The organism is Streptomyces sp. AM 2-1-1, assembly GCF_029167645.1.
In the GTDB taxonomy this organism is placed as follows: Bacteria; Actinomycetota; Actinomycetes; order Streptomycetales; family Streptomycetaceae; genus Streptomyces.
The window spans coordinates 949,414-969,072 of the sequence record NZ_CP119147.1; the positions used below are offsets into that span (position 1 = coordinate 949,414).

A 19,659-nucleotide genomic window follows, 5' to 3' on the forward strand; every position below is an offset into this window, starting at 1 on the left:
GCGGCGGCCCGCCCCGGGGTCACCGTGCGGCGCGGAGGCTGCGCCAGACCGCTCGGGCCGCGTGGTGCCCGGACATGCCGTGGACGCCCGGGCCGGGCGGGGTGGCCGAGGAGCACAGGAAGACCGCCGGGTGCGCGGTGGCGTAGGGGACGCGGGCGAGCTTGGGACGCAGGACGGTCTGGAGCCCGGCGAAGGCCCCGCAGGCGATGTCGCCGCCGACGTAGTTGGCGTTGTGCGCGGCCAGCTCCGGCGGCCCGGCGACGGCGCGGGCCAGGACCAGATCGCGGAAGCCCGGGGCGAAGCGCTCCAGCTGGCGTTCGATGACCTCGGTGGCGTCACCTTCCCAGCGCGCCGGCACGTGTCCGTACGCCCAGAAGACGTGGTGCCCGCCGGGCGCGCGGGTGGGATCGGTCAGGCTCGGCTGGGCGGTGATGAGGAAGGGGACACTGGGGTCGCGGCCGTCGACGGCGGCCCGGAGCGCTGCGTCGATCTCGGGGGCGGTGGGTCCGAGGTGCACGGTACCGGCGCGCCGGGCCTCCTCGGCGGTCCAGGGGACGGGGCCGGAGAGCGCGTAGTCGATCTTGAAGGTGGCGGCGCCGTAGCGGTAGTGGCGGTAGGCGTTGCCGAGTCCGGCGATCCTGGCGAGCGCGGTCGGCGAGGTGTCGAAGACGTAGGCGCGGGCGGGCGGCAGTTCGTCCAGGCGCTTGACCTCGATGCCGGTGCGGATGGTGCCGCCCTGGGTGCGCAGGTAGGAGGCGAGTGCGTCGGAGATCGACTGGGAGCCGCCCCGGGGCACCGGCCAGCCGTTGGCGTGCGCGGCGAGCGCGAAGAGCAGGGCGATCCCACCGGTGGCGACGCCGGAGGTGGGCGCGATGGCGTGGCCGGCGAGTCCGGCGAGGAGCGCGCGGGCCTTCTCGTCGCGGAAGCGGCGCGAGAGCAGCGCGGCGGGCTGGAGCGCGTCGAGTCCGAAGCGCGCCCACCGGTACGGGTCGCGGGGCAGGCCGATCCACGGCGTGCGCAGGAAGTCCGCGGCGAGGCTCTCCCAGTGGCCGAGGTAGGGGGCGACGAGCCGGCGGTAGGCACCGGCGTCCCGGGCGCCGAGCGAGGCCGCGGTCTCTCCCACCGAGCGGTTGAGCACGGCGGCCGTGCCGTCCGGGAAGGGGTGGGCGAGTGCCAGCTCCGGCTGGATCCACTCCAGCCCGTGGTCGGCGAGCGGCATCCCGGCGAAGGCCGGGGAGCCGATGCCGAGCGGGTGGACGGCGGAGCAGGGGTCGTGCCGGTAGCCGGGGAGGGTCAGCTCCTGGGTGCGGGCGCCCCCGCCGACCGTGTCGGCTGCCTCGAAGACCTCCACCGCGAGGCCCCTGCGGGCCAGTTCGGCTGCGGCGGTCAGTCCGTTGGGCCCGGCCCCCACGACGACTGCGTCAAGCATCGGCGACACCTTGGGACTCCTTCGCGGGGCGACGGGCGGAGCACCCAGGATATTCCCGGGCGCGGGCGGCGGACGCGTGGGTACCCTCCGCTCCGCCGCCCGCTTCCGACGCCACGACCGCGGCCGACATGGCGGTGCGCCGACGGTGCTTCGGGCGCAAGTGCTGGAGTGTGCGGCGCCGTTGGGACGAGACGGGGCTCCGGGTGGGGGCGGTGCGCCCGGCGCCGGGCGGGCCGTCCGGCTCAGACGCCGCTGAGCAGCGCCGCTCGGACGCGGGCGACGGTCGCCGCGTCCCGGCCGACCGCGAACGGCAGGTCGTTGTCGCCGGCCAGCCTGAACGCCCCGCCGGACAGGGTGGCGTGGGAGCCGCCCGCCTCGGCGACCAGCAGCAGCCCGGCCGCGTGGTCCCAGGCGAATTCCCAGTTGAAGGCGAGCGCGTCGAGACCGCCCTTGGCGACGGCGAGGTACTCGAGTCCGGCGGAGCCGCAGGCGCGGGCGTCGATGCCTGCCGTCCGCAGGCCGAGCAGGGCGCGCTTCTGCTCGTCGGTGGTGAAGTCGGGGTGGGACATGGCGACCCTCAGCACGGCGCCGGGCTCGGGCGAGCCGGACCTGAGCGGCGCCCCGTTGAGCGTGGCGCCCCGGCCCCGTACGGCGACGGCCATCTCCTGGAGCACCGGGGCGTACGTCCACGAGGCGATGAGTTCACCGTGGTGGGCGAGGGCGACGAGGGTGCAGAAACCGGCCTCGCCGCGGACGAACTGGCGGGTGCCGTCCACCGGGTCCACGATCCAGACCGGCGCGTCCCCGGAGAGCGCGCCGTACACGGTGGGATCCTCGTGCACGGCCTCCTCGCCGACCACCACCGATCCCGGCAGGATGCGGGTCAGCGCCTCGGTGAGGTACTTCTCCGCCTCCCGGTCCGCGCTGGTGACGAGGTCGTGCGGACCGCTCTTCTCGATGATGTCGTCGGCGGCGAGTCTGCGGTGGCGGGGCATGATCTCGGCGGCCACCGCCGCGCGCACCGCCTGCTCGACCACCGCGACCTGGCCCACGCTCCCGGTGGTCCCGGTGTCGGCTGCGTATGCGGCGAGAAAGTCATCGATCATGTCTCCAGCTAAGCACGGTCCGGCCGCACCCCCGTAGGCGGACAGGTTTCCCGGCGGTGAAACCCGCCGTTACGGGGGTGGGGCGGCGGTCCCGGTGCACCCGGTCGTCCCGCCCCACCCCCGTGGCGGTGGGCGTCAGGCCTCGAGCCTCATGTACAGGCGGGTGCCGTGGTGACGGTAGCCGAGGCGCTCGTACACACGGCGTGAGCCCGCACCGGAGAATTCCAGCCACACCGAAGCGGCGCCCCGGTCGAACATCGCCCCGGTCAGCGCGGCGGTGACCGCTCCGGCGATGCCCCGGCCCCGGTAGGCGGGGCGGGTGGCGACACCGGCGAGTTCCGCGGTGCCGACGGCGGGTGCGGAACAGGCGGCGGCGCCCGCGCAGCTCCCGTCGGGCGCCCGGACGAAGCGGACACCCCCGCCGCTCTCCTGCGTGCGCCGGAGCCGGGCGGTCCCTTCGGCGGACGGGGTGAGGAGCCCCCCGAAGGACTCCGCCTGGGCCGCGTCGACCGCCGCGTACTCCTCGTCGCAGGAGGGTGTCTCCACCGGGACGGCAGGGTGCCGGCCGTCCCTGTGCGGCGGGATCAGGGTCGCCGGGGTGCAGACCAGGTACGGGTGTGTCTCCTCGACGGTGAATCCGGCAGCCCTGAGCGCGGCCTCCACGGCGGGGGCCGCGTCCGGCGCGAACTCCAGGCGGGGTACCAGGCCGCGCTCCCGGAAGGCGGCGACGAGCGCCCGCACGTCGTCCCTGGTCGGCCGCGCTCCTGGATGCGGGGTGGCGTAGTTGATGTACGGGCTGGAGGTGGTGGGGGCGAATCCCGCGACGAATCCGCCGGTCTCCAGGGCATGGGGGCGGCGACGGAGGTTGGCGACGGCGAAGCTCTGGACGTTGATGTCCACGATGTGTGTACCTCACGAAGGTGACAGGGAGGAAGCGCGCGACGGCGGCCCGTGAGGGCTCGTGCGCGCGGGGCTCGTCATGCCCGCTCCGGGTGGGAGCGGGCCCCGTGGGGCCGCCGTGCGAGTACGGGCGTGGTGCGGGCCGGTCGATGCCGCGTGGGCGGACCGGTCAGTACCGACGGCGGCCGCTGAGGGGCGCCGCGGACATGGGCTCAGATCCTTCGTGGTCCGTGAGGGGTGCGGGAGGGCGTGGGGCGCGGCCAGCCTGGCACGGTGCCCAGGGGCGCGCAAGGCGTTTACCCGAGCGGGGCGGGCGGCCCGGCCCGAGGAGCCCGGCGCGCCCGGTCCCTGGGGGCGTAGGGGCCGGTTCCGGTGCGTGCACGGCCCGGTCCCGGTGCGCGGACGGGCCGGTCCCGGTGCGCGGACGGGCCGTTTCCGGTGCGTCGGCGGGCCGGGCCGGGTGGGTACGGGCGCTCGGGTCGTCGCCGGTTGGCATCTCGGGGGCGATCCGTCCTACGGTCGAAGGGTCAGCAACCCCACGACCTCGGAGATGTGCGAGATGGCGAAGATCCTTTTTGTGGTGACCGGCGCGGACCACTGGACCCTGGCGGACGGCAGCAAGCACCCCACCGGCTTCTGGGCCGAGGAGGCCGTCGCACCCTACGAGGCGTTCAAGGCGGCCGGGCACGAGGTCGTCGTCGCCACCCCGGGCGGGATCGAGCCGACCGTGGACCGGGCGAGTCTCGCTCCGGAGGCGAACGGTGGGAAGGAGAACGCGGACCGGATCGCGGCCACGCTGGATTCCATGGACGAACTGCGGACGCCGCTGGCGCTCGACGAGGTCCGGCTGGACGACTACGACGCGGTGTTCTTTCCGGGCGGCCACGGCCCGATGGAGGATCTCGCCGTCGATCCCGTCTCCGGTGAGCTGCTGACCCGCGCTCTGGATTCGGGCAAGCCGCTCGGCGTGGTGTGCCACGCCCCGGCCGCGCTGCTCGCCGCGAAGCGACCGGACGGCTCCCCCACCTTCGCCGGGTACCGGCTGACCGGGTTCACCAACGCGGAGGAGACGCAGGCCGGGCTCGCCGACAAGGCGAGCTGGCTGCTCCAGGACCGGCTGGTGGAACTCGGGGCGGATTTCCAGGAGAGCGAGCCGTGGGCCCCCCACGTCATCACCGACCGCAATCTGATCACCGGTCAGAACCCGGCCTCCTCGGCACCGTTGGCCGCCGAAATGGTCAAGAGGCTCGGCTGACCGTCCGGTTCGCCATGCTCCCGGCCACTGTTCCGCGGCGGGCCCGCGGGTCCGGGCGTCGGAGGTCTACGGCTCGTCAGTACCAGTCGCGGTGGGCGGGCGGCTGGCAGAGTTCGAGGATCACGTCGCCCCCGTCGGGCTCGTCGGCCGGGAGCGGGCGCACCCGGGCGCCGACCTCGACCAAGTGCGGGGCGGCGCCCACCACTTGGCAGCGGAAGACGAACCCCTCCGGGAAGCGGACCAGGGATTCGTTCCGCGCGTCGTCGGTGTACCGGTGGATGACGGCGGTCCGCACGACGACCCCGTCACCGGAGCTGCGCTCCGGGGTGAAGTCGCTGGACGCGCAGACCGGGCAGAGTTGCCTCCGGAAGGAGGCCGTACCGCACCAGCGGCAGCGCTGGTAAGGCAGCCCCGCCTCCTCGATCACCTGGTGCGCGGTGCCACTTGCTGACGGGAACATGTCGGGACCCCCTGCGCTCGGCTCGGACGCGCCGCACCTCGGCAGCGCCGCGTCCGCACCATATGGCACTCAGTGCCTACACGTAAAGATACTGAGTGCCCATTGCTGCCGACCGTCTCCGTCCGGCCGTGGTCAGCCTTCTCCGACGGCCGCTTCTATCTGCTGGACGACCCGCCACATCGGGGTGCCGCGCTGCGCGACCATGACGATGACATCCCGTTCGGGACCCTCCGGTCCGTCAGGGACGAGGGCGTCGGGGCCGGCCTGCGCCGGGTCCGTCCGGTCCGCGGGGACCGGCGGACCGGACCACAGGTCGCGGACCAGGTCGAGGGCGTGCTCCACGGCCTCGTGCACGTCGCCCACCCCGCCCGAACGCAACCAGAGCCGCAGCCCGTTGTTGTGCGCCGCCACCACCGAGGCGGCGGCCACCTCGGCGCGCAGCGCACCGTCCGGCAGATCCCGGTACGCGCGCCGGAGGTGGCCGGCGTAGGTCTGCTCGTACCGCCGCACGACGGAGAGTTCATAGGTCCGCAGCCCCGGCACCTCACGGGTCAGCCGGTAGCGCCGGACCGAGAATTCGGGTTTGGCCGCGTACATGCCCAGCACGATCCGCGCGGCGTCGCAGACCGTGCCGACCGGGTCGGCGCCCGCGGTGCCGCTCGCGCCCTTCGCGTCCTGTGCTTCCTCGGCGGCGGCGAGGAATGCCGTCGTCTCGGCGAGGCAGCTCTCGTGGTCGGGGAAGACCACGTCCTCCTTCGAGGGGAAGTAACGGAAGAAAGACCGGCGTCCGACCCCGGCGCGCGCCACGATGTCGTCCACGGTGGTCCGCTCGAAGCCCTTCTCCACGAAGAGCTCGAACGCCGCCGCGGCGAGCACCTCCCGCATGGGGGCCTTCTTCGCTGGTCTGCGCGCATCGGTCATGCCGCGCAAGGTAGCACCGGACGCCACGATCTGGCACTGGGTACCTTTACAGAGGGTACTGAGTGTCATAATCTCGACACTACGACCACCACCAGGTAGGAGAGCCGGCGTGAGCTTGAGGATCGTTGTCTGTGTGAAGTACGTGCCCGACGCGTCCGGTGAGCGGGGGTTCGCGGATGATCTGACGGTGGACCGTGAGGATGCGGACGGTCTGTTGTCGGAGCTGGACGAGTACGCGGTCGAGCAGGCGTTGCGGATCGCGGACGCGGCGGACGGGGCGGAGGTCACGGTGGTGACCGTGGGTCCCGGGGACGCGAAGGACGCGTTGCGCAAGGCGTTGTCGATGGGTGCGGAGAGGGCGGTGCACGTCGAGGACGATTCTCTGCACGGCAGTGATGTGATGGGGACGTCGCTGGTGCTGGCGAAGGCGGTCGAGAGGACGGGCTTCGATCTGGTGATCTGCGGGATGGCGTCGACGGACGGCACGATGGGGGTGCTGCCGGCGGTGCTGGCGGAGCGTCTGGGTGTGGCGCAGGTGACGTTGTTGTCGCAGGTGGCGGTGGCGGGTGGCACGGTGACCGGGCGGCGTGACGGGGACGCGGCGTCGGAGGAGCTGGAGGCGCCGTTGCCGGCGGTGGTGTCGGTGACCGACCAGTCGGGCGAGGCGCGTTACCCGTCGTTCAAGGGGATCATGGCGGCGAAGAAGAAGCCGGTCGAGGCGCTGGATCTGGATGATCTGGGGATCGGTGCGGACGAGGTGGGTCTGGCGGGTGCGTGGACGGTGGTCGACGCGGCGGTGGCGCGTCCGGCGCGGACGGCGGGCACGATCGTGAAGGACGAGGGTGAGGGCGGCAGGCGGCTGGCCGAGTTCCTCGTGGGCCAGAAGTTCATCTGACGCGGCCGCGCCTCTGGTGCGGGGTGCCCGGGTGACGGGGTGGTGGGGATGCCCGCTCACCGTTCTGCCTTTCTCTTTTCGTCTCTGGTTTCGCAGGAAGTGGATGTGTCATGGCTGAGGTTCTGGTTGTTGTCGATCATGTGGACGGTGCGGTCCGTAAGCCCACGCTGGAGTTGTTGACGCTGGCGCGGCGGATCGGTGATCCGGTCGCGGTGGTGCTGGGTGCGGGTGCGGCGGACACGGTGGGTGTGCTGGCGGAGCACGGTGCGGTGCGGGTGCTGACGTCGTCGGAGCAGCGGTTCGCGGAGTATCTGGTGGTGCCGAAGGTCGACGCGTTGCAGGCGGCGGTGGCGGTGGTCGAGCCGGTGGCGGTGCTGGTGGTGTCGTCGGCGGAGGGCAAGGAGGTCGCGGCGCGGCTGGCGGTGCGGATCGGTTCGGGGATCATCACGGACGCGGTGGATCTGGAGGCGGGTGAGTCGGGTCCGGTGGCGACGCAGTCGGCGTTCGCGGCGTCGTTCTCGGTGAAGTCGCGGGTTTCGCGGGGGGTGCCGGTGATCACGGTGAAGCCGAACTCGGCGCCGGTGGAGCCGGTGGTGGCGGCGGGTGCGGTGGAGGAGCTGGTGGTGGAGTTCGGTGCGGTGGCGGGTGCGAAGGTGTTGTCGCGGACGCCGCGTGCCGCGTCGGGGCGTCCGGAGCTGACGGAGGCGGCGATCGTGGTGTCGGGTGGGCGGGGTGTCAACGGTGCGGAGAACTTCGCGGTGATCGAGGCGCTCGCGGACTCGCTCGGTGCGGCGGTCGGTGCGTCGCGGGCGGCGGTCGACGCGGGGTGGTACCCGCACACCAACCAGGTCGGGCAGACGGGCAAGTCCGTTTCCCCGCAGCTCTACATCGCGTCGGGGATCTCGGGTGCGATCCAGCACCGGGCGGGTATGCAGACCTCGAAGACGATCGTCGCGGTCAACAAGGACGCCGAGGCCCCGATCTTCGAACTCGTCGACTACGGCGTCGTCGGTGACCTGTTCACCGTCGTCCCCCAGCTCACCGAGGAGATCAACGCCCGCAAGGGCTGAACCACACCCCCGCGACGACCCTCGCGGAGGACCACGCACGGCCACGGGCCGGGACCACGCGGACACCCCACGCGGCCCCGGCCCTGTCGTGTGCACGGGGTGGGGCCGCACCTGAAGGGCTCGCGGGGACCTAAGGTGATGCTCCCCCGCAAGCCCTTCAGGGTCCGCGGTGGACCGCCCGACGCCCGAAGGCGGCGCGCCGCCTAGCCCGTACCGCACACGTTCAGTCGCGAGCCCGTCGTCTCCCGCCTGCCGACCGGTCTCCTCGCGGCGCCCATGGAGCCGTCATGACCCGAGCGATACCGCCGCACACCCGCGTCCGTGCCACCGTGGACGGCTGGGCCGACCGGCTCCTCTCCCTCAGCCACGCCCTGCACGCCGAGCCCGAGACGGCGTTCGAGGAGCACGCGTCGGTGGCGCGTCTCGGCGCTCTGCTGCGGGAGGCGGGCTTCGAGGTCGCGGAGGGGGTGCACGGACTGCCGACCGCGCTGACCGCGACCTACGGCAGCGGCGGACCGACCATAGGAGTCTGCGCGGAGTACGACGCGCTGCCGGGCCTCGGGCACGCCTGCGGGCACAACGTCATCTGCGCCGCCTCCGCCGGGGCCGCCGTCGCGCTGCGGCCCCTCGCCGACGAACTGGGCTTCCGCGTCAAGGTGATCGGCAGCCCCGCCGAGGAAGAGGGCGGCGGGAAGGTGCTGTTGCTGGAGCGCGGCGCCTTCGACGACGTCACCGTGGCGATGATGGCCCACCCCGAACGCCACGACCACTGCCGGGCGGAGAACTCCTCCCCCGCCGTCAGCCGCTTCCGCATCACCTTCGAAGGGCGGGCCTCGCACGCCGCCGCCGCACCCGAACGCGCGCTCAACGCCGCGGACGCGGCGGTCGTCGCCCAGGTGGCGGTCGGGCTGCTCCGCCAACAGGTGGCGGGAGACTGCCGGATCGCGGGAATCGTCACCGACGGAGGCACGGTCAGCAACATCATCCCCGAGAGCAGCACCCTCCACTACGAGGTACGGACACCGTCCGCCGAGCAGTTGGACGGACTCAAGGAGCGCGTCCTCAACTGCTTCCGGGGCGCGGCGATCGCCACCGGAACCACGATGAGCGTGCACTCCACCCAGCCCGACTACCTCGACCTGCGCCACGACCCCTGGCTGATGCACGCGTACGGGCGCCACATCACGGCGCTCGGGCGCACGCCCCGTGTCCCGTCCGACGGCACGGCGCCGCCGGGCGGCTCGACGGACATGGGTAACGTCACGCACATCCTGCCGGCCATCCACCCCTCCATCGGCATTCTCGGTGCCGAAGGAACGCCGCACACCCGGCAGTTCGCCGCCGAGGCGATCTCCCCGGCCGCCGATCGGGCGGTACTGGACGCGGCGAAGGCGCTCGCCCTCACCGCTGTGGACCTCGTGCTCGACGAGGAGCAGTGCGCCACGGTCCTCGCGGCCCACCGCGAAAGGCTCGCGCGGACCTGAGGACGCGGACCGTCCGCCGCGCCGTCCCACACCACCGCCGCCCACGCCGGCACCGCTTCCCCGTACCACCCCGCCGCGGTCTCACATCACGGCGATCTCCAGGAACCGTGCGGCGATCCGCAGTTCCTCCTCGATCGCCGAGGCCGTCGACCGCAGGCGGGGCAGAACCTCGTCCAGGCACTGCCGGCGGGTCCGGCTGCTGCTGTGCATCGCGACGTTCAGCGCCGCGACCGCCGCACCCGTGCGGTCGCGGACCGGAACGGCGATCGAGCGCAGGCCCGCTTCCAACTCCTCGTCCACCAGCGCGTACCCCTGCTCCCCCACCCGGTCGATCTCGGCGCCGAGTTCGGCGGTGCCGGTCAGGGTGCGCGGGGCGAGGACGCGGAGGTCGGCTCCGTCCAGGAAGGCGTTCCGGACGGGGTGGGGGAGGTCCGCCAGCAGCACGCGACCCAAGGAGGTGGCGAAGGCGGGGAAGCGGGTGCCGACCGTGATGTTGACGCTCATGACGCGACGGGTGGCGGCGCGCGCGACGTACTGCACGCAATCGTCGGAGAGGACCGCGAGGGAGGCGGAGTCCTTCACGAAGGACGACAGTCGGGCGAGGTGCGGTCGGGCGATCCGGGCGAGGGTGGTGCGCGAGAGTGCGGGGTGGGCGAGTCCGAGGACGCGCGGGGTCAGCCAGTGGTGGCGTCCGTCGGTCTCCGTGTAGCCGAGGTGGGTGAGGGTGATGAGGGCGCGTCGCGCCGTCGCGCGGGCCAGGCCGGTGGCCTGCGCCACCTCGGCGAGCGTCAGCCGCTCCGCGCCCGCCCCGAAGGCGGTCAGGACGCCCAGGCCGCGTGCGAGCGACTCGATGAACTCCCGTCCCAGCTCCTGTTTGGAGGCGGCCGCGCGCCCTGCGAGGGGTTCGGGCACGCGGTACTCCCCCGTCCTCTCGTCCCGCGGGCGCACCAGGGCCTTCTCCATCCCGGCCGCCGTGGCGCGCAGCCGGTCCAGCAGGGCCTCACGCAGGCCGTCCGCCGTGCTGCGGCTCGTGTGGCTCACCACGCTGAGCACGCACGCCGTACGGCCGTCGGGGCGGCGCACCGGTACGGACAGCGCGACGAGCCCGGGTTCGATCATCTGGTCGTCCGTCGCCCACCCCTCGCGCAGGGCGGTCTCCGTCCGCCGGCGGAAGTCCTCCTCCGGGTTCCCGTCACGGCCGGCCGGCATCGACGGGAACATTGATCCGTCGGGGTCGGCGGCGCGGCGGATGCGCCATGCCTCCCAGTCGTCCGCCTCCCAGTCGGCGGCGAACAGGGCGCCGGGTGCGGTGCGTTCGGCGGGCAGCAGATCACCGATGCGGAAGCTGAGGGACATCGCCCGCCGTCTGGTGGCCTGGTGGACGAAGCGGACGCCGTCGCCGTCGGGGACCGCCAGGGAGACCGATTCGTCGAGCTCGTCGGCGAGCGCGTTCGCCGGGGGCCCGAGCAGGGCGGGGAGTCCGGTCGACGCCAGATAGGCGTTGCCCGGCTCCAGCAGCCGGGGGGCCACCACCACGTCCCGGCCGTCGAGGCGTACGTATCCCAGCCGTGCCAGGGTCGCGGCGATCCGGTCGACGGTGGAGCGCGCCAGTCCGGTGGCCTTCTCCAGGCCGCTGAGGCTGACGGGGCCGCCGTCCGCGCCGGCGAGCAGTTCCAGGACGGCGAGCCCGCGCATCAGCGGGGCGACGGCTTCGGCGGGGGCGCCGGTCCCGGCTGCTGCTCCGAGACCGCGTTCGGACCGGGTCGGTGGCATCTGCTCTCCGTCGTCCGTCGGGGCCCACCGTACGGATCGCGGTGCGCGCGGCGGGAGGCCGCTCCGGTGCTGCCGGAACGCGGGCAGCACCGTTGACATCCCTCCGGTCTGCTTGCAGACTCCCACCACCATAGTGAATAAAACTTCACTACGCGAACACAATGGGAGTGGGGGTCTCCGCACATGGACAAGGTGGTCGCTTCGGCGGCGCTCGCCGTGAGGGGCATGTCCGACGGCGCCTCGCTCGCGGTCGGCGGTTTCGGGCTCAGCGGTGTGCCGACCGAGCTGATCGGCGCGGTGCACCGGGCGGGGATCCGGGACCTGCGGGTCGTCTCGAACAACTGCGGCGCGATGGACACGGGGCTCGCGGTGCTGCTGGCCGACGGTCGGATCAGCCGGGTCACCGGCTCGTACATCGGCGCGAACAAGGAGTTCGCCCGGCAGTACCTCGCAGGAGAGCTGGAGGTCGAACTGATCCCGCAGGGGACGCTGGCCGAGCGGCTGCGGGCCGGTGGCGCGGGCATACCCGCCTTCTACACACCCGCCGGTGTCGGCACCCAGGTGGCCGAGGGCGGTCTCCCCTGGCGGTACGACGGCGACGGCGGCGTGGCCCTGGCCTCCCCGGCCAAGGAGGTGCGGGCGTTCGACGGTACGGAGTACGTACTGGAACGCGCCATCCGTACCGACTTCGCGCTCGTCCGGGCGGCGAAGGGCGACCGCCACGGCAACCTCGTCTTCAACAAGGCCGCGCGCAACTTCAACCCGCTCGCCGCGACCGCGGGGCGCATCACCCTCGCGGAGGTCGAGGAGCTGGTCGAGCCGGGCGAGATCGATCCGGACCACGTCCATCTGCCCGGCATCTTCGTCCAGCGGGTGATCGCCCTGACGCCGGAGCAGGCCGCGGACAAGAAGATCGAGAAGCGGACCGTGACCGAGTGGGAGGACCGGAGCTGATGGCCTGGAACAGGAACGAGATGGCCGCACGGGCCGCCGCCGAACTGCGCGACGGCGAGTACGTCAACCTCGGCATCGGGCTCCCGACGCTGATCCCGAACCACCTGCCACCGGGCGTGGAGGTGGTCCTGGAGTCGGAGAACGGCATCCTCGGCACCGGCAGGTTCCCCCACGAGGACGAGGTGGACCCGGACCTGATCAACGCCGGCAAGGAGACCGTCACGGTGCTGCCCGGGGCGTCCTTCTTCGACTCGGGGCTCTCCTTCTCCATGATCCGCGGTGGGCACATCGACACCGCCGTGCTCGGCGCCATGGAGGTCTCGGCCGGTGGAGACCTGGCCAACTGGGCGGTTCCCGGGAAGCTCGTCACGGGGATCGGCGGCGCCATGGACCTGGTGCACGGCGCCCGGCGCGTCATCGTGACCATGACGCACACGGCGAAGGACGGCACTCCGAAGATCGTCGAGCGGTGCACCCTTCCGCTCACCGGGAAGGCGTGCGTCCACCGGATCATCACCGATCTCGCCGTGATCGACGTGACCGACGAGGGACTGGTCCTGGTGGAGACGGCCCCCGGCGTGGACGTCGAGGAAGTCCTCGCGCGGACGGCGGCGCCGCTGCGCACGGCCGCACCCGTCGCCGCCGAGCACTGATCGTCCCCTCAGCACACCTCACGAGCACCCTTCCCGACAGACCGAGGAGAACCACCCATGCACACCACCGTCGGCATCATCGGCGGCGGTCCGTCCGGACTGTTGCTGGCCCGCCTCCTCCACCGGGCCGGCATCGACTGCGTCGTCCTGGAGAGCCGCGACCGCGCCTACGTCGAGCAGCGCCAGCGCGCCGGCATCCTCGAACAGTCCACGGTCGACGCCCTGCGCGAGGCCGGAGCGGCCGGACGGCTGGACGCCGAAGGGCTGGTGCACGACGGTATCGAACTGCGCTGGGACGGTGGCCGCTCCCACCGGGTCGACTTCCCGTCGCTCACCTCGGGCCGCCGGGTGTGGGTGTACGCGCAGACCGAGGTGGTCAAGGACCTCGTCGCCCTCCAGCTGGCGGACGGTCCGCCGCTCCGCTTCGGGGCGAAGGCCGTGTCGGTCGAGGGCGTCGAGACCGACCGGCCGGTGGTGACCTACGTCCACGAGGGCCGGACCAAGACCCTCACCTGCGACTACGTCGTCGGGTGCGACGGTTTCCACGGGGTGGCCCGGGCCGCGGTGCCCGATACGGCGAGGACGACGTACGAGCGGGTGTACCCGTACTCCTGGCTCGGCATCCTGGCCGATGTGCCGCCCTCCTGCGAGGAGTTGATCTACGCGCACTCCTCACGCGGCTTCGCCCTGCACAGCATGCGCTCCCCCGAGGTCAGCCGGCTCTACCTCCAGGTCCCCAACGGCACCGACCCGTCCACCTGGTCCGACGCACAGATCTGGGACGAGCTCGACTTCCGCTTCGCGCGCCGGGGCTGGACGCTGGCCCGTGGGCCGATCACCGCCAAGAACGTTCTGCCGATGAGGAGTTCGGTGACCGAGCCGATGCGGTTCGGGCGCCTGTTCCTCGCGGGCGACGCCGCGCACATCGTGCCGCCGACCGGCGCGAAGGGCCTCAACCTCGCCGCCGCCGACGTGGTGGTCCTCGCCCGCGCGCTGGTCCGGTGGCACACGACCGGGTCGACCGATCCGCTCGACGCGTACTCCGACACCTGCCTGCGCCGCGTCTGGCGCGCGGAGCACTTCTCCTGGTTCATGACGACGACGCTCCACACCGACCCGGAGCAGAGCGGGTTCGACACCCGGCTGCAGGTCTCGCAGCTCGACCGGATCGCCTCGTCACCGCACGCGGAGGGCGAACTCGCCATGAACTACGCCGGCTTGCCGCTTGCCTGAGTCGGGTCCGCGGCTCGAAGGAGGTGCGGCGGGCCCCGTCGTCAGACGCGCAGCGCGGAAGGCTGGGCCGTCGGGCGCATCGCGGCGTCCGTGCCGCCGTCGACGTACAGGACGGCGCCCGTGGTGAACCGGGCTTCGGGGCGCAGGAACTGCTCCACCCAGAATCCGATGTCCTCCGGCTCGCCGAAGATCCCCAGCGGCATGGGGGTCGGGAAGGAGTCCGGGTCGAAGTCCCTGTCGGCGCCGGTGGATCCCGTCATCAGCGGGGTGAGGACGGCGCCGGGCGCGACGGCGTTGAGCAGGATGCCCCGGCGGCCCCAGGCCGGGGTGACCGCCGTGCGGCGCACCCAGTGGGCGAGGGCCAGCTTCGAGGTGGCGTAGGCGGAGATGCTGGGGCTGGCGCCGAGGGCCTCGGCGGGAAGAGCGCTCTGCGCGGACGCGGCGTGCTCACGGGAGGCCGCCTCGTCCCCGCTGAGCATCAGCCGGACCAGTTCGTCGTCGATCATCGGGACGGTGCTGGCGGAGTTCGAGCCGATCACTACGGCACGCGGGGCGTCCGAGCGCTCCAGTGCGCCGCGCAGTCCGTCCAGCAGCTCCACCGGCCCGAAGTAGTTGATCGAGGCGACGGCGGCGGCGTCCGGCACGCTCGGGCCGACGCCGGCGACGGCGGCCACCCCGTCGAGGACACCGCCGCTCAGCTCCAGGATCTCGGCCACCGCGGTCCGGCGGCCCGCCGGGGTGCCGAGGTCGGCGACGACGTCGGCGGAGCGGAGGTCCACACCGATCACCCGGTGGCCGGAGGCGCGCAGTCGTTCGGCGCTCGCCGCCCCCATGCCCGACGCGGATCCGGTGACGACGATGGTGCCCATGGCGCTACTCCTCCGTGCGGTGACCGCGGCTCTCGCGATCTCGCTTCAAACATATATCAATCAGTGATTGGAAGCTGTCGCCCCGGCCTGTGCTGCAATGTGCGCATGAGCCAGCACTCCGACTCCTCGACCCGTGAGCGACTCCTGACCGCGGCGAAGAAGCTGTTCCTGGAGAAGACTCCCGACCAGGTCTCCGTCCGCGCCATCAATGCGGAAGCGGGCCTCAATCCCGGTGCGGTGCACTACCACTTCGGTTCCCGGGAAGGGCTGATCGCCGCGCTCCTGGAGGAGGAGCTGCTCCCCCTGTGGTCGGACCGCATGGCGAAGCTGCTGCACGGCAGGAACCTCGCGACCTCGGTGGACGACCTGGTGGTCGCGTTCGTGGAGCCCTTCGCGGAGCTGGTGCGCACCGGGGACGGACGGATGCTCTGCCACCTGCTGGCCCGGGCCACCCTGCCGACCGGGCAGCTCGCCAACGTCTCCGCGCAGTTCCTGCCCGCGCCGTTCGAGGTGATGGTCGGCCGCGCGCTGCCGGAGCTGTCGGTCCACGAGGTCGCCGAGCGCTGCGGGCTGGCGTTCAGCCTCGTACTGGAGACGTACGGGCGGCCGGTGGGCGGCCCGCCGAGGGGAGCCGCGCCGTTTCCGCGCGCGGCCACCGTCATCGCCTTCGTGACGGCCGGGCTGACCGCACCCCCGGCCGGATCCCCGTCCGGGGCGGCCGGGGCTCGATAGGCGCGGCCCGGCTCGGGCGCGCGAGCAGGCCGTGGACGAGCCCCCGCACAGTGGGCTCGTCCACGGCCTGCTCGCAGGTGCGGCGGGACCGGCCGGGCGGCACGGACCGGGTACCGCGACCCGGCGCCGCTCCGGCCGCCTCCGCCGCGGCTCTCAGCCCGCCGCCACCGGCTCCGGCGGCGTGATGCCGAATCCGGCGGCACGCTCGGTGAGGTCGCGCCAGACCTTCGGGGCCACCGGCAGGCCCTTCCCGGCCCGCTCCACGGCGAGGGCGGCGCTCCGCTCGCCGGGGTAGAACACGCCGGAGGCGTCGTCCGCCCGCGGCAGGGCCTTGAGGGTGGTCAGCGTGGTGTCCACGGCGGCGGTGAAAGCCGCCGGGTCGCCGAAGGCAGCCGGGTCGAGCGCGATGAGCAGCGCGTTCTGGCGGTGCTCGCGGCCCCCCGGGTCGTCCGAGTGGAAGGAGGCGAAGATCGGCGCGCCCACGAGCACGCTGGTGAGCAGCTCGAAGGCGATCGACATGCCGGAGCCCTTGGCACCGCCCAGCGGCAGCGGCATGACGGCCTGTTCCGGGTCGGTGGTCGGGGTGCCGTCGGCGGTGGCCGCCGCGCCCTCGGGCAGCGGGGTTCCGCTCGCCCTGGCCTGGCGGATCTTGCCCAGGGCGATGGTGGCGGTGGCCATGTCGAGGACGAGCGGTGCCTGGGCGTCGGCCGGCACCGCGACGGCGAGCGGGCTGGTGGCGACGGCGGCGCCCTTGACGCCGGTGTACCCCATGTTGGGCATGCCGGAGACGAAGCCGATGCCGATGAGGCCGTGTTCGGCGATCTTCGAGACGTAGTAGCCGATGGCGCCGGTGTGGACGGTGCGGCGGACTCCGACGGCGGCGATGCCGCTGGTCCGGGCCCGGTTCACCGCTTCGGCGGCGGCGGCGGTGAGGGCCACCGGGCCGGGCGCGTGGTCGGCGTCGAGGACGGTGACGGCCGGGCTCGACGACTCGACGGTGATCTCGGCCCCGGCGTTGGCGACGCCCTTGGCGAGCAGGTCGAGGTAGGCGGGGACGCGGGCGATGCCGTGGGAGTCGACTCCGCGCAGCGCGGCCCAGACGAACACGTCCGCGGTGGTGCGGGCGGCCTCGGAGTCGAGTCCCCCCTTCTCCAGGAGGGCGGCGGCGAAGGTGCGCAGGTCCTCGGCGGGGACCAGGACCTTGCCGGGCTGGGGGGTGGGCTGGTCGGACATGGTGGTGGTGCCTCCTGCTTCAGCGGGTGACGAGTACGTCGACGACTGCGGTGGTCCCGTCCGCGACGGCCCCCAGCGCGCGCTCCAGCGCGGGCCCCAGGGCGTCGGTCGTGTCGACGGTCTCGGTGTGCATCCCGAACGGTTCGGCGAACGCGGCGAGCCGGGGCAGCCGGTGCAGGTCGGTGCCGAGCCATTCGCCGGTCCCTGCGGCCGCGCCCTCGGGGTAGAACCTGCGGTGGTTCAGGTTCATCGATTTGTAGACGCGGTTGTTGAACACCACGATGAGGATCGGCAGTCCGTACGCCCGGGCGGCGTCGTAGGACTGGATCACCGGGTTGTAGGTGAAGGCGCCGTCGCCGACGGTGAGGACCACCGGCTTCTCCCCGGCTGCGAGTTTGACGCCGAGGGCGACCGCGATGCCCTGTCCGAGTCCGCCCTGAACGTAGAAGTACGAGTCGGGTCCGGAAGTCGACAGGTGCCGCTTCACCGTCCTGCTGTGGGTGATGGTCTCGTCGACGACGATGCCGCCGGTCCCGTCGAGCAGCTCGCGCAGGGTGGCGGCGACCAGGACCGGGTCCACTCCTCCGCTCTCCACCGCCCTCGCCTCGGCCGAGGTGATCGCCGCCCGCTCGGCGGCGTACCGCTCCTCCTGGGCCGCGCGGCGCAGGGTGACGGCGGCGCGTTGCTCCTCGGTGAAGTCCTTGGCGCGTTTCGTCAGTTGCCGCAGGGTGTTGGCGACGTTGCCTTCCAGGTACGCGTCGGCGAAGAGCACCTGGTAGACGATGTGCGGCCGTTGCGGCACCTCGTCGACGACGACGATGGTCGCCTTCGACGGGCGGCGGCTCGGCGGGTAGAACGGCACGCGGCAGTTGACCAGGAGGATCAGGTCGGCCTCGTCCATCCAGGGCCCGATGTCGCTGCCGGCGTGCAGCGGATGGGTGCGCGGGAAGTTGCCGCAGACCGCCGAGTCGGGCTCGACCACCGGGATGTTCCACGCCTCGGCGAAGGCGAGGAGCGCCTCGTAGCCGCCGGCCTCGCGGCCGGCCGTCTCGGTGACGACGACCGGGTTCTCCGCCTCGCGGATCAACCGGGCAACGTGGTCGGCCTCTTCGGGCGAGCTGTGCGTGGATCCGGGCGCCACGACCGGCTTCGCCCCGCGGCCGTCCCACTCCTCCAGGAGGATCTCCAGCGGGATGTTGAGGTAGGCCGGACCCGCGGGCGCCCGCCAGGACAGCTCCGCCGCCCGGGTGATCATGGTGGGCAGGGTGTGCACGCTGGCGGCCTCGGTGGCCCACTTGGTGAAGGGCTGGGCGACGCCGTGCGGGCCGCCCACGATCGAGAGGTTGCGGTACCACTGGCCGCCCGGGTCCTGGCCGGGCCCGTCGCCGTAGGTGCTGGACTCCGAGGAGGTGACGACCATCGGGACGCCGGCGAGCAGCGCCCCGTGGATCGCCATCGAGCCCTGGAGCAGGCCGGGGGCCGCGTGCAGGAGGACTCCCTGCGGGCGGCGGGTGACGAGGCCGTACCCGGTGGCCATGCCGACCGCGACCGTCTCGTGGGTGAGGTCGAGGTACTGGGGGGCCGGCTCACCGTCGCGGTGGCGCCGGGCCAGGGATTCCCACACCGGGGCCCATTCGGACCCCGATGAGCAGAAGAGGTAATCGGCGCCGACGGCGTTGAAGGCGGAGACGACGGCGTCACCGCCGTCGACGCCTGGCGTGTTCGTGCTGTCCGTCATCTCAGGTGTTTCCTCAGCCCTCGACCGGCCAGCCGAGGACCTCGCTGATGCCGCGGCCCATCATCCACTCGAGCTCCTCGGGGGTGAAATCCCAGTGCTTGGTGAACTGCTCGATGGTGTCCGTGTAGGTGATGCCGTGGCCGAGCAGGCGGGTGATGTCGGTGCCGTAGAAGCAGCGCTGCGGCCCCATCTTGTCGACCATCTCGCGGACGTACTTCTCGATGTTCTTGTTCGGGAAGGGCTCCGTGGAGTAGCCCGGCAGGGCCGAGACCTTGACGTAGATGTTGGGGTGCTTCGCGAGGTCGGCGGTCTCGGAGACCCAGTAGCCGATGGCGTCGTCGACGCAGCGGGCCATGATGCCCATGTGGTCGATGATGATCTTCAGCTCGGGGTGCTTGGCGGCGATCTGGCCGAGCTCGCGCTTCCAGATGGGCGCGTGGACCATCGTGGGGACACGCAGCTCCTCGGCGATCGGCCAGTACCAGTCGTTGGTGCCGTCGATCATCCAGTTGCGGTCCTGCGGACGGTGGAAGGTGAGGCGGGTGCCCTTGATGTGCGGGTTCTGCGCGAAGTCCTTCAGCATGGCCGTGCCCTCGACCTCGTCGTCCTGGGGCACGCGGGCCATGATGCCGAAGCGGTCCGGGTGGGCCTCGCAGGCTTCGAGGGCGTAGTCGATGCGGTTGCCCTCCCAGGACGGCGGGAGGATGAGGGCGCGGTTGACGCCGGCCTCGTCCATCAGCTCCAGGGCCTCCTCGTACGAGAAGGCCTCCTCGCGGTGGCCGTTGAGGCGGATGCGCTCGCGCGCTCCGGGGACCCAGGGGCGGTCCGGGGCCTCTTCCTTCCAGATGTGGATCTGGGTGTCGACGACGAACATGGCGGTGCCTCTTCCGTTGCGGGGTGGGGTGGTGTGCGTCAGACGCTAGAGCTGGTGGGGGCGTTTGCGGAGTCCCCGGG

Annotated in this window: 18 protein-coding genes; 8 read left to right on the top strand and 10 right to left on the bottom strand. The window is 72.6% G+C overall.

Annotated elements, in window-relative coordinates:
• Positions 1-19 precede the first annotated feature (19 nt).
• From PZB77_RS04010 to PZB77_RS04020, 3 genes are all read right to left on the bottom strand, one after another.
• Positions 20-1,438 (bottom strand): NAD(P)/FAD-dependent oxidoreductase, encoded by a 1,419-nt coding sequence (locus tag PZB77_RS04010; protein ID WP_275491131.1) that lies wholly within the window; start codon positions 1,436-1,438, stop codon positions 20-22.
• A 233-nt stretch (positions 1,439-1,671) separates the two neighbouring features.
• Entirely contained in the window at positions 1,672-2,535 is an 864-nt protein-coding gene (locus PZB77_RS04015; protein WP_275491132.1) for an inositol monophosphatase family protein, read from the bottom strand.
• A 135-nt stretch (positions 2,536-2,670) separates the two neighbouring features.
• Positions 2,671-3,435 carry a GNAT family N-acetyltransferase gene (locus tag PZB77_RS04020; protein WP_275491133.1) on the bottom strand — a complete coding sequence of 255 codons (765 nt, stop codon included), beginning with the start codon at positions 3,433-3,435 and terminating at the stop codon, positions 2,671-2,673.
• Positions 3,436-3,994: 559 nt separating this feature from the next.
• On the opposite strand from PZB77_RS04020, the gene PZB77_RS04025 reads away from it, so the two are divergent.
• Positions 3,995-4,690, top strand: coding sequence for a type 1 glutamine amidotransferase domain-containing protein (locus PZB77_RS04025; protein ID WP_275491134.1), 696 nt, complete (start codon positions 3,995-3,997; stop codon positions 4,688-4,690).
• Positions 4,691-4,766: 76 nt separating this feature from the next.
• Here the strand turns inward: PZB77_RS04025 and PZB77_RS04030 are convergent, their stop codons facing one another.
• Both PZB77_RS04030 and PZB77_RS04035 read right to left on the bottom strand, forming a co-directional pair.
• Entirely contained in the window at positions 4,767-5,150 is a 384-nt protein-coding gene (locus PZB77_RS04030) for a zinc ribbon domain-containing protein (RefSeq protein WP_275491135.1), read from the bottom strand.
• A gap of 132 nt (positions 5,151-5,282) precedes the next feature.
• Entirely contained in the window at positions 5,283-6,071 is a 789-nt protein-coding gene (locus tag PZB77_RS04035) for a TetR family transcriptional regulator (RefSeq protein ID WP_275491136.1), read from the bottom strand.
• A 109-nt stretch (positions 6,072-6,180) separates the two neighbouring features.
• Between PZB77_RS04035 and PZB77_RS04040 the strand changes: the two genes are divergently transcribed.
• From PZB77_RS04040 to PZB77_RS04050, 3 genes are all read left to right on the top strand, one after another.
• Complete coding sequence (locus tag PZB77_RS04040; protein WP_275491137.1) at positions 6,181-6,966, top strand: electron transfer flavoprotein subunit beta/FixA family protein; 786 nt, start codon at positions 6,181-6,183, stop codon at positions 6,964-6,966.
• Positions 6,967-7,076: 110 nt separating this feature from the next.
• A complete protein-coding gene (locus PZB77_RS04045; protein ID WP_275491138.1) occupies positions 7,077-8,036 on the top strand; it encodes an electron transfer flavoprotein subunit alpha/FixB family protein in 960 nt (319 codons plus the stop codon).
• A 287-nt stretch (positions 8,037-8,323) separates the two neighbouring features.
• Complete coding sequence (locus PZB77_RS04050) at positions 8,324-9,520, top strand: amidohydrolase (protein ID WP_275491139.1); 1,197 nt, start codon at positions 8,324-8,326, stop codon at positions 9,518-9,520.
• 81 nt (positions 9,521-9,601) lie between these two features.
• Here the strand turns inward: PZB77_RS04050 and PZB77_RS04055 are convergent, their stop codons facing one another.
• Positions 9,602-11,293 (bottom strand): IclR family transcriptional regulator C-terminal domain-containing protein, encoded by a 1,692-nt coding sequence (locus PZB77_RS04055; RefSeq protein WP_275491140.1) that lies wholly within the window; start codon positions 11,291-11,293, stop codon positions 9,602-9,604.
• A 183-nt stretch (positions 11,294-11,476) separates the two neighbouring features.
• Here PZB77_RS04055 and PZB77_RS04060 point away from each other — a divergent pair, with 183 nt between their 5' ends.
• From PZB77_RS04060 to PZB77_RS04070, 3 genes are read left to right on the top strand one after another with little or no spacing between them, the layout of a single operon-like run.
• Positions 11,477-12,247, top strand: a complete 771-nt coding sequence (locus PZB77_RS04060) for a CoA transferase subunit A (protein WP_275491141.1) — start codon at positions 11,477-11,479, stop codon at positions 12,245-12,247.
• Positions 12,247-12,900 (top strand): CoA transferase subunit B, encoded by a 654-nt coding sequence (locus PZB77_RS04065; protein WP_275491142.1) that lies wholly within the window; start codon positions 12,247-12,249, stop codon positions 12,898-12,900. The genes PZB77_RS04060 and PZB77_RS04065 overlap by 1 nt, the downstream gene beginning before the upstream one ends.
• Before the next feature lie 57 nt (positions 12,901-12,957).
• Positions 12,958-14,133: a 4-hydroxybenzoate 3-monooxygenase gene (locus tag PZB77_RS04070; protein ID WP_275491143.1), complete on the top strand. Its 1,176-nt coding sequence runs from the start codon at positions 12,958-12,960 to the stop codon at positions 14,131-14,133.
• A gap of 41 nt (positions 14,134-14,174) precedes the next feature.
• On the opposite strand, the gene PZB77_RS04075 is transcribed toward PZB77_RS04070, so the two are convergent.
• Positions 14,175-15,002 carry an SDR family oxidoreductase gene (locus PZB77_RS04075; protein ID WP_275491144.1) on the bottom strand — a complete coding sequence of 276 codons (828 nt, stop codon included), beginning with the start codon at positions 15,000-15,002 and terminating at the stop codon, positions 14,175-14,177.
• Positions 15,003-15,107: 105 nt separating this feature from the next.
• Here PZB77_RS04075 and PZB77_RS04080 point away from each other — a divergent pair, with 105 nt between their 5' ends.
• A complete protein-coding gene (locus PZB77_RS04080) occupies positions 15,108-15,734 on the top strand; it encodes a TetR/AcrR family transcriptional regulator (RefSeq protein ID WP_275491145.1) in 627 nt (208 codons plus the stop codon).
• A gap of 153 nt (positions 15,735-15,887) precedes the next feature.
• On the opposite strand, the gene PZB77_RS04085 is transcribed toward PZB77_RS04080, so the two are convergent.
• From PZB77_RS04085 to PZB77_RS04095, 3 genes are read right to left on the bottom strand one after another with little or no spacing between them, the layout of a single operon-like run.
• On the bottom strand, positions 15,888-16,967 hold the full coding sequence (locus PZB77_RS04085; protein WP_275491146.1) for an Ldh family oxidoreductase: 1,080 nt from the start codon (positions 16,965-16,967) through the stop codon (positions 15,888-15,890).
• A 19-nt stretch (positions 16,968-16,986) separates the two neighbouring features.
• Positions 16,987-18,705 (bottom strand): thiamine pyrophosphate-dependent enzyme, encoded by a 1,719-nt coding sequence (locus tag PZB77_RS04090; protein WP_275491147.1) that lies wholly within the window; start codon positions 18,703-18,705, stop codon positions 16,987-16,989.
• Between the two features lie 13 nt (positions 18,706-18,718).
• On the bottom strand, positions 18,719-19,579 hold the full coding sequence (locus PZB77_RS04095) for an amidohydrolase family protein (protein ID WP_275491148.1): 861 nt from the start codon (positions 19,577-19,579) through the stop codon (positions 18,719-18,721).
• Between the last annotated feature and the right edge of the window lie 80 nt (positions 19,580-19,659).